Here is a 14,892-nt window from a genome sequence, read left to right as displayed (position 1 = left end):
TTAATGCCGGTGATAGCCATCGACCATGCAACGGAATGTCTCCCCGGGCGTTCGTCCCGTGGTGCACAGATACAGATGTCCAAAGATAAAAAACAGGCTAACGATGGCCAGCGCGAAATGCGCCTGAAGCAGCCAATAGCGTACGCCGGGAAGGACATCCCCTGTGGCCTGTGGATACAGCGAAAGAAGACCGCTCAATAACAGCAGCGGCAGCAAGCCGTACATCACCCCGACATAAGCTGCCTGCTGTAACGGGTTAAACTTCGCCCGTGGCGTAGCCGGAAACGGGTGCGCATCTCCTTGTAAAATACCGTACAGATAAAAACGGGTTTGTTTCTTCGCTCTCGCCAACCAGCCATGCGGCTGAATGAGATAATGATGACCATTGCCGCCCAGGGCGTTAATCAACACAAAGCCCACCCAGCATGCCAGTAGCATAAATCCACAGATTTCATGTACCGCCAACACGCTTTTAGTCACCAACGGACTGACCAGCGAAAAGTGGTTAATGAGCCCACTGGCAAGCAAAAGGATAAACAATAACGCGTTAGACCAGTGCCACAAGCGCACCGCTTTTGAATACAAATAAACTTTCTCGCCATGCGCGGCCGCGACCTTGCGAACGGCGCGAAAACGAAGCCAGGCGTGCAGCCCCAGCACCAGCCACATCACTACCAGCAACACGCCCGCTATAACCAGCCAGACTGGCCAGTACTCCGGGGAAAACAGCGGCACGTAGCTCGCCAGTTGGGCGTGAAATTGTTCGGCACTCTGCGACGCGTTCATACATTTTCCTTCTTAATCAAATGTTGACCGAACCGACGATAAAGATGAGGCTCGCCTGCGCCAGGAAGCTGATACTGATAATATTTATTGTCCTGCAGCCAGCGCTGGATTTCAGGGCTATCTTCGCGTCCAAAGAGCAGTGCATGTTCCGGACAAGACGAGACGCAGATGGGCGGGAACCCTTTCGCCAGTCGCGACTCTGCGCAAAAATCGCATTTATCCGCCACCTTGGTGTGAGGATTCAGATAGCGCACCTGGTACGGACAGGCGCCAATACAATAGCTGCAACCAATACAGCGTGACGCATTTACGCGAACAATCCCCTGCTCATCACGCCAGGACGCGCCGGTTGGGCAGACGTCAATGCACGGCGCCTCGTCGCAGTGCTGACAAGACTGGCGGAAAAAATGATACAGGGTTTCGTTTTCATCCTCGGTGACAGGGATGTGCGCGATCGATAAGCGGCTTCCCTGCGCAGGAACATGATTGGTTTTGCGACAGGCGCGGGCGCAAATGTTACAACCGTTGCAGCGCGTTTCGTCGTGGATCATGACATAGCGCGCCGTTCCGCCTTGTGTCGTATTCGCCAGCAGCGACTGGCCCGGTCCGCTGAAAAAAATGACCGTCCCCATGCCAAGCACAAATTTTCGTCGAGTGAAGGACATCTTGTTATCCTCTAATGCGGTGGTCGCCCTCGCCACGCTATCCATGAATTCAGGGATTCTGAAACCGTTCAACTTCCAGCCATTCGCACAACCCATAGGCTTTGCCATAACGCATATAGCGCTCGCTAAAGAGATACGGAACGCCGTTGGATGACATCACCGGGCGAATATCGGCATAGTCGGGATGTGTTTCGATCGCCGCCAGCGCGGCGGCGATCTGCGCAGACTCGAAGTGGTAAGGCGACTGTTCCAGCATAGCGACCTTGTACGGGCGCGGATACGTCTGACATTCAAAACGCACCGCCTGAGCGATTGCCCGACAAAGATCCTTTTCCAGCACCTGCACACACATGTCGGCATAGTTGGCGCTCATGCTGCCCGTTGAGTAGAAATAAACCTCCTGGGCGCCGTGCACACACGCGATATCCGCGCCCACCTCCCCCTCAACGAGAACGGTCAATAATGGCTCAAGCTCGGCTTCTTCCATCGAATACGGCGGCTGTAGAAACAGTGTGCGCGTCACAAGCTGTCCTGCCGCCGTATGCTGGCGAATAAAATCAGCCATTATCTCTGCGGGGCTTGCCGGTTCAACAGGCGCACTATCCGCGTCATGCAAACGTAGCGCCTGCAGCCACTGCCGTTTTTCGAGATCCACGTCCGTCGTCGCTTCCGCGCCGACTTCCTCCAGATGGCTCATAAGGCTTTCCTTACGCTGGCAGCAAATTCTGCGCGGCCAGGTCAGCCGCCACGTCATCCAGTCCAAGCCGAATCAACGTGTCACGCGTTGGGCAACCCAGCTCAGGATCCCAGCCCATTTCCTGATAAAACAGGGTTAGCGACTCGCGCATATCGTCTCGATCCATCTTATCGGTGCCTTCAGTAAAGACCGGAATAGCCGGGTCTTTGTCGAATACCCATGAACAAATAAGATCGTGTTCGTTGCGCATATCTTTGGTCTGCATCAATTTCACCGTGTATGCCCGATGCAACGTAAAGATACGTTCAGCGGCCAGATCGAGGCTTGCCTGGGTGGTTTCGTCACCGGTTACCGCCTGAAAGAATTTCGCTTCCAGATCCAGATCGCCCCGGTAGTTACGGCTTTTCAGCGGCGATACCGTCATCGGCCAGACCCAGTTACAGAGCGTGACAGCGTTATGAAGACAGACCTTCAGCAGGGTCCATTTGGCGTAACGGATTTTAGCCGGATTAATCGGCGTATAATTTTTGGTTTCGTCGTAAGCATCTTCAGAGCCGAACAGCTCTGCCGCCACCTCTCGCTGAAGTTTCAACGGCAAACCGGAGCCAATAAAATTAATGTGCGTATGGGTCATGCAGTCGCGGTTGAACATGCAATTAGTAATCGCTCCGACCTGCGCGGAGGCTTCGTTAGCGTGATGTACCGGATACCCAAACGGGGACCACAGTTTGTTTTTCGCATAGCCCCAGTATTCCTCGCCCAGTTGCCAACGCTCTGCGATGGCATATGAACCATCCGCGAGATGACTGAGTTCGCCGACACGGTGAGCCAGACGATAATAAAAATCCTTGATGAAATGAGGATCGCCCGCCTCCAGTTGATCCCACGGAATTGACGCATATTCTTCGGCGGGTAATACGCGTTTAAAGACCCCTTTGCTGTAGCAGTAGGTAAAATCACGGTGCAACTGGCCGTAGTTGCACCAGATACCGTAATCATCGAACAGGTTCAGGCCAATAAGATTACCGATGACGCGCCCATCGTCTTTGTCCTCAAAATCCTTCGGCCCGTTCGGAAAAATGGTGGTGTGCACAAAGTTTGCCACGCAGGTGTTGCCGCCGGTGCTCGGTACGCCGAAATCTTTCACCCGGGGAATATTCATCTGCGTCATGCAGCGGATCGGACAGGAGTGACAGCCGCTCATTTTGACGGTGTATTTTTCTGCGGCCGGACCCAGATCGAAGACGGATTTGTAGGTACGGAAACCGACGGTATTTTGATTCCCCGGGGGAATTTCGCCTGTCTCGATAGGCCCGCCTTCGGCGGCCCCCCAGTAAAGCCCCTTTCTCGCCGTCCAGCGCGAGGCTGGAGAAGAATATTCCGCCCACGCTTGCGGAGTGCTTGGTACAACGTGGTTGTTATTCGCGCCAATCAGTTCCGTCATCATATAATCGTTCAGACGTTTCATCTCTTTGCGATCGGCGATATTTACGCCTTTTGTGCCCTCAACCGCAATGGCTTTCAGGTTCTTCGATCCCATGATCGCCCCGGTTCCGGCGCCGCCGCTATGGTTGCGGCTGTTGAGCATGCAAGAGAGCGGAACGAGGTTTTCACCTGCCTGACCAATTGCCGCCACGCAGGTTTCCGCGGAGGTCATGCGGCAAATTTCTTCGGTGGTCGCGCGAGTGCCTTTCCCCCATAAAAAATCGGCTTTCTCGATCGTCACCTTTTCGTCTTTGATATTAATCCACACAGGAGACGCCGCCTTGCCCTCGATAATAATGGCGTCATAACCGGCAAATTTCATTTGCGCCGCAAAAAAGCCCCCCATATGGGCATCAACAACCAAATTTCCCTTAGTGAATGTGGAAAGCGATGTGATATTCACGCGAGAGCTACAGGGCGCTCCGGAACCGGTTAACGGTCCCGTCGCAAATACCAGTTTATTACTTTCGTCAAAAGGCTTCGTACCCGGAGGCACTTCGTCATACATTATCTTATAGCCGAAGCCCATTCCGCCGATGAATTTTTTAAATTTACTGGAATCTTCAAGGGTAATATCGCCTGTAGTAAGATTGACCCGTAAAATATTACCTGTCCAACCGTTAGCCATAATGTTTTCCTTTGTAAGACTCAAACAGTAATATCTTTCCACTCAATAATTTTTAATGCCCCGGTCGGGCAGGCATTGGCGCATTCACCGCATAAAATGCATTTTGACGATTTTTTCGTTTCGCTATTGACGGTGGCCATCATCCAGGGACAAGCGGTGGTGCAAGCGCTACAGCCAATACAACGTCGATGATCAACAGCAATGCAGCCGTCTTTCTGCTGCCAGGTGATCGCCCCGACAGGACAAACATTCATGCATTGTGGATCTTTACATTGGCGACAGGTATCCGGTGTATAGTTCAGATCGCCATACAGGCCGCCGCCGGAACCGACACCCTCATCACCGAAGAAATAATTCCGGTGAATTTTGATGCGGGAAAAGAAGGTCCCTACCACGCCATCGTTATAATTGGTGCAGGAAATTTCACAACGGTGACAGCCGGTACAACGCGCACGCTGCGTCACCAGTACTCCTTTCGGCGTGTTAATCAACCCGACGGTGCCGCTGTCCACATCTTCCTGCTTACAGCCAAAAAGCGACAGCAGCGCTGGGGCAATGGTTAGCCCCGCCAGACCTTTTCCCGTCAAACGCAAGAATTCCAGCCGCGTTAAACCTGGATTTAATATTGGACGATCAACCTGGTTCATTAATTTCGCATCCTCTTCGTAAACGCAGTGTTGACAACCGTAACCAGGCCAATTTCTCATACGTCAAACAGCGCCCTGACGTTGTCTCCCACAGCTGAAGTTCCTGCCATAACCGAATCGAATAAATGACATGATTTAATGCAAACTTACTAATCCTTTAGGGTTAGGCGAAATAAATAATGGGTTTATTCCGTATGTATAACTTTGATCGTTATCAACTAAATTGGGGAAGAGAAATAATAAAAAAGAAGTGATATTTATTCTCATTTAGATGAGATGAAGCGGCATTTCATTATTTTCAAATTAATTGTGAAGCTGTTCCCAATATTAACTCTGACAGCCAAAAATAGCGTTATGCTCAGTTTAAACGTTGACGCATTATATTCTTGACATTCGATACAGTATTGCTGCTTAAAATTTCCAGTAATTTTGATAAGGGATGCCGCCATCCCTTATTATATGGATTATCCTGCCAGCGCGTTGATCACCGTTTCCATAGCCCGTTTTTCCAGTTCAGAGCGTTGAATACGCTGATTAGCCAGTGAGGTACGTAAAACACCGGCGATGACAATATGCTTCGGTTCTTGACCCAGATCGCGCATTTCCAGCACCACTTTTCCCACGACTCTGCACATCTCCCGGTACAGTTCATCATCTTTTGTCAGGTTTCCCATTTTTGTCTCTCCGTTGCAGGCTACATGCTTACAGCATATAACACCTGACGAATGAAGACAAAAAGCTAAAGAAAATCAATTAACTAACCGGAGCGCTATTCCGGCATCCGCCAGGGTCTGTACACCGACGATGGGCTGATGGATGCGGTGTCCGGGTTTAAATTGAAATGAATAAAAAAGAATTTGGTTATAACCAGGAGGAATATCTCATTGTTGCGCAACTGAACCATAAATTGCGCGAATGATTTTGGGCAATACGTTTCCTTTAAATACAGTTTGTTGTGAAACTGCCCAGATGTATTTTGAAACGCTGTTTTCATTTTCCTTTTTGGAAAAAAACAGCGTATAATGCGCGCCAACTGTCTCTTGAATGGTTTCAGCACATTGGCCTGTAAAACTCAGCGTACACAAAACGTCCCTTTCCGTTGGGCTGAAACACAAGCACACATTCCTCTGCACGCTTTTTCGATGTCACCTATCCTTAGAGCGAGGCACCATCACTTTCGTAATACCGGTTTCGCTTCCTGGCGGTGCGCGCCGGAAGCCAGCTTCCCATATCCTTCTCAACTTAAAGACTAAGACTGTCATGAAAAAGACGAAAATTGTTTGCACCATCGGCCCGAAAACCGAATCTGAAGAGATGTTAACCAAAATGCTGGACGCGGGCATGAACGTCATGCGCCTGAACTTCTCTCATGGTGATTATGCAGAACACGGTCAGCGTATCCAGAACCTGCGCAACGTCATGAGTAAAACCGGCAAGAAAGCCGCGATTTTGCTGGATACCAAAGGTCCGGAAATCCGTACCATCAAGCTGGAAGGCGGCAACGACGTGTCCCTGAAAGCAGGCCAGACCTTCACTTTTACCACTGACAAATCCGTTGTGGGTAACAGCGAAATCGTCGCTGTAACTTACGAAGGTTTCACCGCTGACCTCGCCGTCGGCAACACCGTACTGGTCGACGACGGTCTGATCGGCATGGAAGTGACCGCCATCGAAGGCAACAAAGTGATTTGTAAAGTGCTGAACAACGGCGATCTGGGCGAGAACAAAGGCGTAAACCTGCCGGGCGTCTCTATCGCTCTGCCGGCCCTGGCGGAAAAAGATAAACAGGATCTGATCTTCGGCTGCGAGCAAGGCGTTGACTTCGTTGCCGCATCCTTTATCCGTAAGCGCTCTGACGTGGTTGAGATTCGTGAGCACCTGAAAGCGCACGGCGGCGAAAACATCCAGATCATCTCCAAAATTGAAAACCAGGAAGGCCTGAACAACTTCGACGAAATCCTCGAAGCGTCCGACGGCATCATGGTTGCCCGTGGCGACCTTGGCGTAGAAATCCCGGTCGAAGAAGTGATCTTTGCGCAGAAGATGATGATCGAAAAATGTATCCGCGCGCGTAAAGTGGTGATCACCGCGACGCAAATGCTCGACTCCATGATCAAAAACCCACGCCCAACCCGCGCAGAAGCTGGCGACGTGGCGAACGCCATCCTCGACGGAACCGATGCCGTCATGCTGTCCGGCGAATCCGCGAAAGGCAAATACCCGCTGGAAGCGGTCTCTATCATGGCGACCATCTGCGAGCGTACCGACCGCGTGATGACCAGCCGTCTGGACTTCAACAACGACAGCCGTAAGCTGCGCATCACTGAAGCCGTGTGCCGTGGTGCTGTTGAAACCGCTGAAAAACTGGAAGCGCCGCTGATCGTGGTCGCGACCCAGGGCGGTAAATCTGCACGCGCCGTGCGTAAGTACTTCCCGGATGCGACCATCCTGGCGCTGACCACCAATGAAGTGACCGCACGTCAGTTAGTGCTCAGTAAAGGCGTTGTGCCGCAGCTGGTCAAAGAAATCAATTCTACGGATGATTTCTACCGCCTGGGTAAAGAAGTTGCCCAACAGAGCGGTCTGGCACAGAAAGGCGACGTGGTCGTGATGGTTTCTGGCGCGCTGGTTCCGAGCGGCACCACTAACACCGCCTCTGTTCACGTGCTGTAATAATTCCGGAGTGAATTAATTGGTTTAAAAAAGCGCCCTCGCGGCGCTTTTTTTATTTCATCAATAGCCGCTATTAATAAAAAAGCAAATCGGATTTCACTATCTAATTGCCGATTATCTAAGACGAATCCGATGGAAGCAGCCTGTTTTCCCTCAGTTTTTTAGATACATTCCGACATTTCGATGCTTCTTTGAGCGAACGATCAAAAATAAGCATCTTCTCATCAAAAAAATATTCTCAACCTAAAAAACTTTGTGTAATACTTGTAACGCTACATGGAGATTAACTCAATCTAGAGGGTATTAATAATGAATCGTACTAAACTGGTACTGGGCGCGGTAATCCTGGGTTCTACTCTGCTGGCTGGTTGCTCCAGCAACGCTAAAATCGATCAGCTGTCTTCTGACGTTCAGACTCTGAACGCTAAAGTTGACCAGCTGAGCAACGACGTGAACGCAATGCGTTCCGACGTTCAGGCTGCTAAAGACGACGCAGCTCGCGCTAACCAGCGTCTGGACAACCAGGCTACTAAATACCGTAAGTAATAGTACCTGCGTAATAAAAATGGCGCACATTGTGCGCCATTTTTTTTGCCCTTCGTTTGCCTTTCCTGCTACTGCGTTTGCGTTTCTTGCGTTACCCCACCATTCTGCGCTGACTGTACCACGGGGGTTGCCGCCACCGCTGGCGTCTGTCCGGAAGAAACGGCTACCGGATACCCGGCGCGCCGGTACAATGCTTTGTCCACCAGCGTGTTGTCGACCTCTTTCATCGCTTTGAACTGGGTGAAACCGGCAGGCAGAACATACGGCATGGTCTGCACATTCTGTTCCTCTTCCGGCGACAGCGGTCGATGAACTTCAACATACCGCATACCGTTCGGCTCAACGGCGTATTTCACCGGCTCGTTGATGACCTTAACCGGCGTTCCGGTTCGTACCGAAGCGAACAGCGCTTTAATGTCTGGCGCATTCATACGAATACAGCCGGAGCTGACGCGCAGCCCGACGCTGTCCGGCTGGCTGGTGCCATGGATAAGGTATTCACCGTTTCCATGCGCCAGACGCAGCGCAAAGCGTCCAAGCGGGTTATTCGGCCCGGCAGGGACGACCGCAGGCAGGGTTATTCCCCGCTCAAGAGAGCGCTTGCGGATGCCCGCTGTCGGCGTCCATGTCGGGTTCGGTATTTTCTGCCCTACCCGCGTTTCCATCACCGGCGTTTCCAGCCCCTCCAGACCAATACCGATAGGATAGACCTGCACGATATTTTCCCCCGGCGGGTAATAGTACAGACGTAGCTCTGCGAGATTCACGATGATCCCTTCACGCGGCGCGTCGGGCAGCAGCATTTGCGACGGGATAGTGATTAACGTACCGGGTTTCGGCACCGGAGCGATGGTATTGTTAGCCTCCAGAATGAGCATCGCGGCGGTATCAAAGCGACGGGCGATGGCCTGGAGATTTTTATCCCCCGCCTGCACCGTATACGTTTGATTCTGACCAATGAGACGACTTCCTGCCGGCGGCAGTGGATAATCCACCGCCCAGGCAGCCTGTAAAGCACTGTAAGCGCCGATAAGCATAAGTGTTAATAAAGACGCGCGTTTCATATGTCACCCCCCTGGCGTTGATGCCGGACGGCAGTGAATGCCGCATCCGGACTACGAGGCTCGCGAACCTGCAAGCCTGACAAGACGCACCTGCGTCCTGTCAGGTATTTTACAGCGTGCGTCTGTTAAGTTTAGCTAAGAGTTGCAGCTTTCGTGCGAATCGCGCGGATCATCGCTTCAAGCCCCTGGGAGCGGGACGGGGTGAGATGTTGGGTGAGCGCCATTTTTTCGAACCACGGGCGGACATCAAAATTAACAATATCCTGCGGCGTCATCTGGTGATACAAAATAAACACCACCGCAATCAGCCCCTTTACGATGGCCGCATCGCTGTCGCCCTCAAGCTCAATCACTCCCTGCCCGTTCTGGCGCATCACAATCCAGACCTGGCTCTGACAGCCCTCAATTTTATTATCAGCAACGCGATCGTTTTCAGACAGCATCGGCAGTCGCTGACCCAGCTCGATAATATACAGGTACTTTTCTTCCCAGTTCGCGCAACGTTGAAAATTACGTAATAGCTTCTCTTTATCCGGCAACGCGGCCATAGTGCCTCCCTGTTATCCCAGTAAGCGATGAATACGCTGCAGCCCGGTCACCAGACGATCCACTTCTTCATGGGTGTTATACATTGCCAGCGACGCGCGACACATCGCCGGAACCTGATAAAACGCCATCAGCGGCATAGCGCAATGGTGTCCGGTACGGACAGCAATACCGTAGTTATCAAGGAAACTACCGACATCATAGGCGTGATGGTGACCGAGATTAAACGCGATCACGCCAAGCCGGTTAAGCGGGCCGTACAGCGTGAGGTCAGGCACCGCCGCCAGTTGCGCCAGCGCGTAATGCATCAAATTCTGTTCGTACTCGCCGATATTTTCCAGCCCCAGCGCTGAGACATACTCCAGCGCGGCGCCCAGACCGATAATTCCTCCGGTATTCGGCGTACCCGCCTCAAAACGCCACGGCGCTTTCGTCCAGGTGGTGCCCTGGGTCAGGCTGACCGTAGCGATCATTGAGCCGCCCCCTTCCCACGGCGGCATCGCCTGCAGGATGACGTCTTTTACGTACAGCACGCCGATACCGGTCGGGCCGTACAGTTTATGCGCGGAAAAAACGTAGAAGTCGCAGTCCAGCGCCTGAACATCGACCGGGTGGTGCATGACCGCCTGCGCGCCGTCCACCAGGACTTTAGCCCCGTACTGATGGGCCAGCGCGGTGATTTCAGCGATCGGGTTCTCGGTGCCTAACACGTTCGAAACATGGGTAATGGCCAGCAGGCGGGTTTTCTCGTCCAGCAGCGATGGCAGAATTTCAAGCTGGAGCGTTCCGTCGGTATTGAGCGGAATTACCCGCAGTTCAGCCCCCACGCGCGCGCATAGCATCTGCCAGGGCACAATATTAGCGTGGTGCTCCATTTCGCTGATAATGATGTTATCGCCACGGTGAACGTTTTCCGGCCCCCAACTGTTGGCCACCAGATTGATGCCTTCCGTGGTGCCGCGAACGAACACCAGTTCCTCCGCTGAGCGGGCGTTAATAAACAGCGACGCCAGTTTGCGAACGTTCTCCATTCGCTCCGTCGCCTGGGCGCTCAGAGTATGAATACCGCGATGCACCGCCGCATAGCCATGGCGGTAGAATTCCGCCTCCGCGTCGATAACCTGACTGGGCTTCTGCGCGCTGGCGGCGCTATCAAGGTACGCCAGCGGCAGACCGTTGACTTCTCGCGTAAGCACGGGAAAATCCGCACGCACGTTGTCGATAGAAAATGTCATGCTCTGCCTCCCGGCAGGCGCTGGCCGATTCGCGCCAGAACCTGTTGCTTCAGCGCCTCGTCGCCGATGGCTTCCGTCAGTTCAGCGGCAAAGGCATAGAGAATCATCTGCTGGGCGTCCTGCTGGCCGATCCCGCGCGAGCGCAGATAGAACATCTGTTCATCGTCAATGCGTCCCACCGTCGCGCCATGGCTACACTTCACGTCGTCGGCGTAAATCTCAAGCTGCGGTTTGGTATCCACCTCGGCGAGTTTACCCAGCAGCAGATTATTGTTGGTCATCTGACCGTCGGTTTTGATCGCGTACGGGGCAACGTTAATCAGACCGTTGAAGACCGCGCGCCCTTTATCGCTGACAATGGTTTTATGCAGCTGACGGCTGTTGCAATAGCCTTTGTTGTGCTCAAGCCAGGTGCGGGTATCACAGACTTCATTTTTCACCGGCATCGCGAGGCTGTTGATTCGTAGCGTCGTGTTCTCACCGTTCAGCCGGGTGCTGGTGTTATGACGCAGTACCGCATCCCCCAGCAGAAAACTGTGGCTGTGCGCCGAGGCGTCCGCCGCCATTAAAATATCATTATGGGCGAAGTGATGGCTTAACGGATTTTCAAACGCCAGCTTCACGTGATGCAGATGCGCGTTGGCTGCCACATTCATTGTCAGACGCGCGCCGGTAAAGTGTCGCGCGTCATTGAGGCTCACGTAATGTTCAATGACCGTTGCTTCTGCGCCTTCCGCCAGTTCCAGATGATGACGATAATGAGCGGTGTTCACCTCATCGTCGCCCACACCCTGCGTAATGTGCATCAATAGCAGCGGCTTGTCAGGACGCTGATTACGCTTAACGTGGATATGGGTTACGCTGTGCGCCAGGCTTTCGGTGAGATGCAGAAACACCTCCGGCTGCACCGCGTCAGGCAGCGTCTGGCGCTCATCGTTGATCGCAACGTCAAAGCCGCTGTTTTCACAGCTGTCGCTCAGCGCCGGACTGAATTTCCCATCAACAAAAACCAGACGCAGCGCATCAATTTGTAGCGCCAACGCATCCCGCTGCGCCGTCCCTATGTCCGCGAAGCGGCTGACGAACTGGCTGTTGATTAATCCTTCCAGCGGCGTGTATTTCCAGTTTTCATGTTTCCGCGTCGGCAGGCCCAGTCGCAGTAATTGCTGTAAGTGCTGTTGCGCCTGGGTGGAACGCGACTCGCCCTCGGCTTCAAACAGATGATGCCACTGCTGCAACGCATTACTGCTGTTCGGTAAGCCAGCCATATCCCTGCTCCTCCAGTTGTTTGACCAGAGTGAAATCGCCAGACTTCACAATCCGCCCCTGATACAGGACGTGGACAAAATCAGGTTTGATATAGTCAAGGATGCGCTGATAGTGCGTAACGATGATGAATGCGCGCTTGCCGTCCCGCAGGGAATTCACGCCATCGGCGACGATTTTCAGGGCATCAATATCCAGCCCGGAATCCGACTCATCCAGAATGCACAACTCCGGCTCCAGCACCGCCATTTGCAGAATGTCGTTGCGTTTTTTCTCGCCGCCGGAAAAACCCACGTTGACCGAGCGGGTCAACAGATCTTCCGGCATTTTCAGCAGCGCGATTTTCTCTTCCATCAGGTCCTGAAAATCAAAACGGTCCAGCGTCTCCTGGCCGCGATAGCTGCGCACCGCGTTTAGCGCCGTTTGCAGGAAAAACTGATTGCTGACGCCGGGAATTTCCACCGGGTACTGAAAGGCCATGAAAATGCCTTCACCGGCTCTCTCTTCCGGCGCCAGCGCCAGCAGATCTTTACCTTTAAACGCGACGGAACCGCCGATTACCTCGTAATCTTCGCGTCCTGCCAGCGTCGCGGAAAGCGTGCTTTTACCGGAACCGTTCGGTCCCATGATCGCGTGCACTTCGCCGGGACGAACCTCAAGGTTCAGCCCACGCAGGATCGCTTTATCTTCGACACTGACCTGTAAATCTTTAATATTTAACATGATACTTCCTTAACCGACGCTGTGTTCAAGGCTAATAGCTAATAGTTTTTGTGCTTCGACGGCAAACTCCAGCGGCAATTCGGAGAACACGTCTTTACAGAAGCCGTTGACGATCATCGAGATCGCATCTTCTTCGCTGATACCGCGCTGCAGGCAATAGAACAGCTGATCTTCACCGATCCGCGATGTGGTCGCTTCGTGCTCGAGCTGGGCGCTGTTATTACGGCATTCGACGTACGGGAAAGTATGCGCCCCGCAATCCGCGCCGATCAGCATTGAATCGCACTGGGTAAAGTTGCGGGCATTGGTCGCCGTCGGCATGATTTTCACCAGCCCACGATAGCTGTTCTGGCTGTGTCCGGCGGAGATCCCTTTCGAAATGATGGTCGAGCGGGTATTTTTACCGATATGGATCATTTTGGTGCCGGTATCGGCCTGCTGGTGCCCGCTGGTCAACGCCACGGAATAAAACTCGCCAATCGAGTTGTCGCCACGCAGAATACAGCTCGGGTATTTCCAAGTGATCGCCGAGCCGGTTTCCGACTGGGTCCACGACATTTTGCTGTTTTCCCCTTCGCACAACGCGCGTTTGGTAACGAAGTTGAGGATCCCGCCGGTGTTGTTATCACCCGGGAACCAGTTCTGCACCGTGGAATACTTCACTTCGGCGTCTTTATGGATGATCACTTCCACGACTGCGGCGTGTAGCTGATAGCTGTCGCGCACTGGTGCTGAACATCCCTCGATATAGCTGACGTAGCTGCCCTCATCCGCCACAAGGATGGTGCGTTCAAATTGCCCGGTTTTTTCCGCGTTAATGCGAAAATAGGTGGAAAGCTCCATGGGGCAACGTACGCCCTTCGGCACATAAATGAAGGTACCGTCTGACGCCACGGCGGCGTTTAGCGCGGCAAAAAAGTTATCGTTCGCGGGGACTACCGTACCAAGGTATTTCTTCACCAGTTCCGGGTGATCATGGATCGCCTCGCCGAAAGAACAAAAAATAATGCCTTGTTCCGCCAGCTTTTCCCGGTAGGTGGTGGCGACTGAAACGGAGTCAAAAATAGCATCGACCGCCACTTCCCGCCCTTCGCGCACAGGCACGCCAAGCTGCTCAAACGCGGCCTCCACCTCTTTACTGAGGAACGCGTTGGCGCCCGTTTGCTGAACCGCTCCCGGCTGTGATGCGCAGGTGTCGTCGCAGTGACCGCATGACGGCGCAGAGTAATAGCTGTAATCCTGATAATTCAGCTTATCGTAGTGGGCTTTCAGCCAGTGCGGTTCAGCCATTTCTACCCATGCCCGGTAGGCATTGAGGCGAAAGGTCAGCATCCACTCTGGTTCGTTACGTTTTGCAGAAATCGCGCGCACCACGTCTTCGTTAATTCCTTTCGCCAGCTCATCAGTTTGTAACTGGGTAAAGAAACCTTCTTTGTAGTTCAGCGGGCCGCCGGTCCAGGTTTTGACATCGTCAGTTGCTTCAGTATTACGAGACATAGTACCGCCTATACCCCAAAGCTTTCGCCACAGCCGCATTCGTTCTGGGCTTTCGGGTTATGAAATTTGAATAACTGGTTTAATCCTTCCCGGACATAATCGACTTCCGTCCCGTCGATAAACGGCATCGCCTGAAGCGGGACGTAAAGTTTCGCGCCCTCGTATTCGAACAGCAGATCGTCCTTTTCAGGCTCACTGACCGTATCCAGCACGTAACCAAAGCCAGCGCAGCCGGTCTGTTTAACGCCCAGGCGCACGCCCAGCATTCCCGGCTGTTTGGCCACCAGTTCGCGAATATGCGCGGCCGCCGAAGGGGTTAGCGTTAATCCGCGCCAGGCAAAATCGTCTGGGTTAAATGTTCCTGAATGCAATTCCATAGAATGACCTCGCGTAATGAGCCATCAGGCTATAACACCATGTTAGTGATAATGATT

17 protein-coding genes are annotated in these 14,892 nt (G+C 53.0%); 3 read left to right on the top strand and 14 right to left on the bottom strand.

All coding sequences use genetic code 11. The annotated features are described in order from the left end of the window. The 7 genes from phsC to OOJ60_RS03770 form a co-directional block, all read right to left on the bottom strand. Nucleotides 1–786: a thiosulfate reductase cytochrome B subunit gene (gene phsC, locus OOJ60_RS03800; RefSeq protein WP_042282738.1), complete on the bottom strand. Its 786-nt coding sequence runs from the start codon at nt 784–786 to the stop codon at nt 1–3. After that, nucleotides 783–1,451: a 4Fe-4S dicluster domain-containing protein gene (locus OOJ60_RS03795; RefSeq protein WP_072014927.1), complete on the bottom strand. Its 669-nt coding sequence runs from the start codon at nt 1,449–1,451 to the stop codon at nt 783–785. Before OOJ60_RS03795 ends, phsC begins: the two co-directional genes overlap by 4 nt. A 49-nt stretch (nt 1,452–1,500) precedes the next feature. After that, the gene (locus tag OOJ60_RS03790; protein WP_205611956.1) at nt 1,501–2,148 is read right to left on the bottom strand and encodes a YdhW family putative oxidoreductase system protein; all 648 of its coding nucleotides are present in this window, start codon (nt 2,146–2,148) and stop codon (nt 1,501–1,503) included. A gap of 10 nt (nt 2,149–2,158) precedes the next feature. Further along, nucleotides 2,159–4,261 (bottom strand): aldehyde ferredoxin oxidoreductase, encoded by a 2,103-nt coding sequence (locus OOJ60_RS03785; RefSeq protein WP_042282735.1) that lies wholly within the window; start codon nt 4,259–4,261, stop codon nt 2,159–2,161. A gap of 20 nt (nt 4,262–4,281) precedes the next feature. Then, nucleotides 4,282–4,908, bottom strand: coding sequence for a ferredoxin-like protein (locus tag OOJ60_RS03780; protein ID WP_042282734.1), 627 nt, complete (start codon nt 4,906–4,908; stop codon nt 4,282–4,284). Between the two features lie 464 nt (nt 4,909–5,372). After that, nucleotides 5,373–5,582: a fumarate hydratase FumD gene (gene fumD / locus OOJ60_RS03775; RefSeq protein ID WP_042282732.1), complete on the bottom strand. Its 210-nt coding sequence runs from the start codon at nt 5,580–5,582 to the stop codon at nt 5,373–5,375. Nucleotides 5,583–5,789: 207 nt separating this feature from the next. Further along, entirely contained in the window at nt 5,790–5,993 is a 204-nt protein-coding gene (locus OOJ60_RS03770; protein ID WP_131729035.1) for a hypothetical protein, read from the bottom strand. On the opposite strand from OOJ60_RS03770, the gene ynhH reads away from it, so the two are divergent. From ynhH to lpp, 3 genes are all read left to right on the top strand, one after another. After that, entirely contained in the window at nt 5,967–6,161 is a 195-nt protein-coding gene (gene ynhH / locus OOJ60_RS03765) for a protein YnhH (RefSeq protein WP_248316086.1), read from the top strand. The genes OOJ60_RS03770 and ynhH overlap by 27 nt on opposite strands. A gap of 7 nt (nt 6,162–6,168) precedes the next feature. Then, complete coding sequence (pykF, locus tag OOJ60_RS03760) at nt 6,169–7,581, top strand: pyruvate kinase PykF (protein ID WP_042282731.1); 1,413 nt, start codon at nt 6,169–6,171, stop codon at nt 7,579–7,581. Nucleotides 7,582–7,890: 309 nt separating this feature from the next. Then, the gene (gene lpp, locus OOJ60_RS03755) at nt 7,891–8,127 is read left to right on the top strand and encodes a murein lipoprotein Lpp (protein ID WP_001082307.1); all 237 of its coding nucleotides are present in this window, start codon (nt 7,891–7,893) and stop codon (nt 8,125–8,127) included. Between the two features lie 68 nt (nt 8,128–8,195). Here the strand turns inward: lpp and ldtE are convergent, their stop codons facing one another. The 7 genes from ldtE to sufA all read right to left on the bottom strand — a co-directional run bounded on the left by ldtE (nt 8,196) and on the right by sufA (nt 14,835). Beyond that, nucleotides 8,196–9,191 carry a L,D-transpeptidase LdtE gene (gene ldtE / locus OOJ60_RS03750; protein WP_042282727.1) on the bottom strand — a complete coding sequence of 332 codons (996 nt, stop codon included), beginning with the start codon at nt 9,189–9,191 and terminating at the stop codon, nt 8,196–8,198. Between the two features lie 131 nt (nt 9,192–9,322). Continuing rightward, nucleotides 9,323–9,739, bottom strand: a complete 417-nt coding sequence (gene sufE, locus OOJ60_RS03745) for a cysteine desulfuration protein SufE (protein WP_042282726.1) — start codon at nt 9,737–9,739, stop codon at nt 9,323–9,325. Nucleotides 9,740–9,751: 12 nt separating this feature from the next. After that, nucleotides 9,752–10,972 carry a cysteine desulfurase SufS gene (sufS, locus tag OOJ60_RS03740; RefSeq protein ID WP_042282724.1) on the bottom strand — a complete coding sequence of 407 codons (1,221 nt, stop codon included), beginning with the start codon at nt 10,970–10,972 and terminating at the stop codon, nt 9,752–9,754. Then, complete coding sequence (sufD, locus tag OOJ60_RS03735) at nt 10,969–12,240, bottom strand: Fe-S cluster assembly protein SufD (protein WP_042282723.1); 1,272 nt, start codon at nt 12,238–12,240, stop codon at nt 10,969–10,971. Before sufD ends, sufS begins: the two co-directional genes overlap by 4 nt. Next, nucleotides 12,215–12,961, bottom strand: coding sequence for a Fe-S cluster assembly ATPase SufC (gene sufC / locus OOJ60_RS03730; RefSeq protein WP_060569680.1), 747 nt, complete (start codon nt 12,959–12,961; stop codon nt 12,215–12,217). The genes sufD and sufC overlap by 26 nt, the downstream gene beginning before the upstream one ends. A gap of 9 nt (nt 12,962–12,970) precedes the next feature. After that, entirely contained in the window at nt 12,971–14,458 is a 1,488-nt protein-coding gene (gene sufB, locus OOJ60_RS03725) for a Fe-S cluster assembly protein SufB (RefSeq protein ID WP_060569679.1), read from the bottom strand. Between the two features lie 8 nt (nt 14,459–14,466). Further along, nucleotides 14,467–14,835: a Fe-S cluster assembly scaffold SufA gene (gene sufA, locus OOJ60_RS03720; RefSeq protein ID WP_042282717.1), complete on the bottom strand. Its 369-nt coding sequence runs from the start codon at nt 14,833–14,835 to the stop codon at nt 14,467–14,469. Between the last annotated feature and the right edge of the window lie 57 nt (nt 14,836–14,892).

Source organism: Citrobacter sp. R4, assembly GCF_026719175.1.
Taxonomy (GTDB): domain Bacteria; phylum Pseudomonadota; class Gammaproteobacteria; order Enterobacterales; family Enterobacteriaceae; genus Citrobacter_A; species Citrobacter_A sedlakii.
Note: the sequence above shows the minus strand (reverse complement) of the source record. Positions and strands in the feature narration are given on the sequence as shown.

Bases quoted from the DNA above. Each gene is read 5' to 3' on its own strand.
- OOJ60_RS03790 (WP_205611956.1), bottom strand. From the start codon at position 2,148: ATGAGCCATCTGGAGGAAGTCGGCGCGGAAGCGACGACGGACGTGGAT.
- OOJ60_RS03785 (WP_042282735.1), bottom strand. From the start codon at position 4,261: ATGGCTAACGGTTGGACAGGTAATATTTTACGGGTCAATCTTACTACA.
- lpp (WP_001082307.1), top strand. From the start codon at position 7,891: ATGAATCGTACTAAACTGGTACTGGGCGCGGTAATCCTGGGTTCTACT.
- sufE (WP_042282726.1), bottom strand. From the start codon at position 9,739: ATGGCCGCGTTGCCGGATAAAGAGAAGCTATTACGTAATTTTCAACGT.
- OOJ60_RS03795 (WP_072014927.1), bottom strand. From the start codon at position 1,451: ATGTCCTTCACTCGACGAAAATTTGTGCTTGGCATGGGGACGGTCATT.
- fumD (WP_042282732.1), bottom strand. From the start codon at position 5,582: ATGGGAAACCTGACAAAAGATGATGAACTGTACCGGGAGATGTGCAGA.
- sufD (WP_042282723.1), bottom strand. From the start codon at position 12,240: ATGGCTGGCTTACCGAACAGCAGTAATGCGTTGCAGCAGTGGCATCAT.
- sufA (WP_042282717.1), bottom strand. From the start codon at position 14,835: ATGGAATTGCATTCAGGAACATTTAACCCAGACGATTTTGCCTGGCGC.
- OOJ60_RS03780 (WP_042282734.1), bottom strand. From the start codon at position 4,908: ATGAACCAGGTTGATCGTCCAATATTAAATCCAGGTTTAACGCGGCTG.
- sufB (WP_060569679.1), bottom strand. From the start codon at position 14,458: ATGTCTCGTAATACTGAAGCAACTGACGATGTCAAAACCTGGACCGGC.
- phsC (WP_042282738.1), bottom strand. From the start codon at position 786: ATGAACGCGTCGCAGAGTGCCGAACAATTTCACGCCCAACTGGCGAGC.
- ldtE (WP_042282727.1), bottom strand. From the start codon at position 9,191: ATGAAACGCGCGTCTTTATTAACACTTATGCTTATCGGCGCTTACAGT.
- sufS (WP_042282724.1), bottom strand. From the start codon at position 10,972: ATGACATTTTCTATCGACAACGTGCGTGCGGATTTTCCCGTGCTTACG.
- pykF (WP_042282731.1), top strand. From the start codon at position 6,169: ATGAAAAAGACGAAAATTGTTTGCACCATCGGCCCGAAAACCGAATCT.
- sufC (WP_060569680.1), bottom strand. From the start codon at position 12,961: ATGTTAAATATTAAAGATTTACAGGTCAGTGTCGAAGATAAAGCGATC.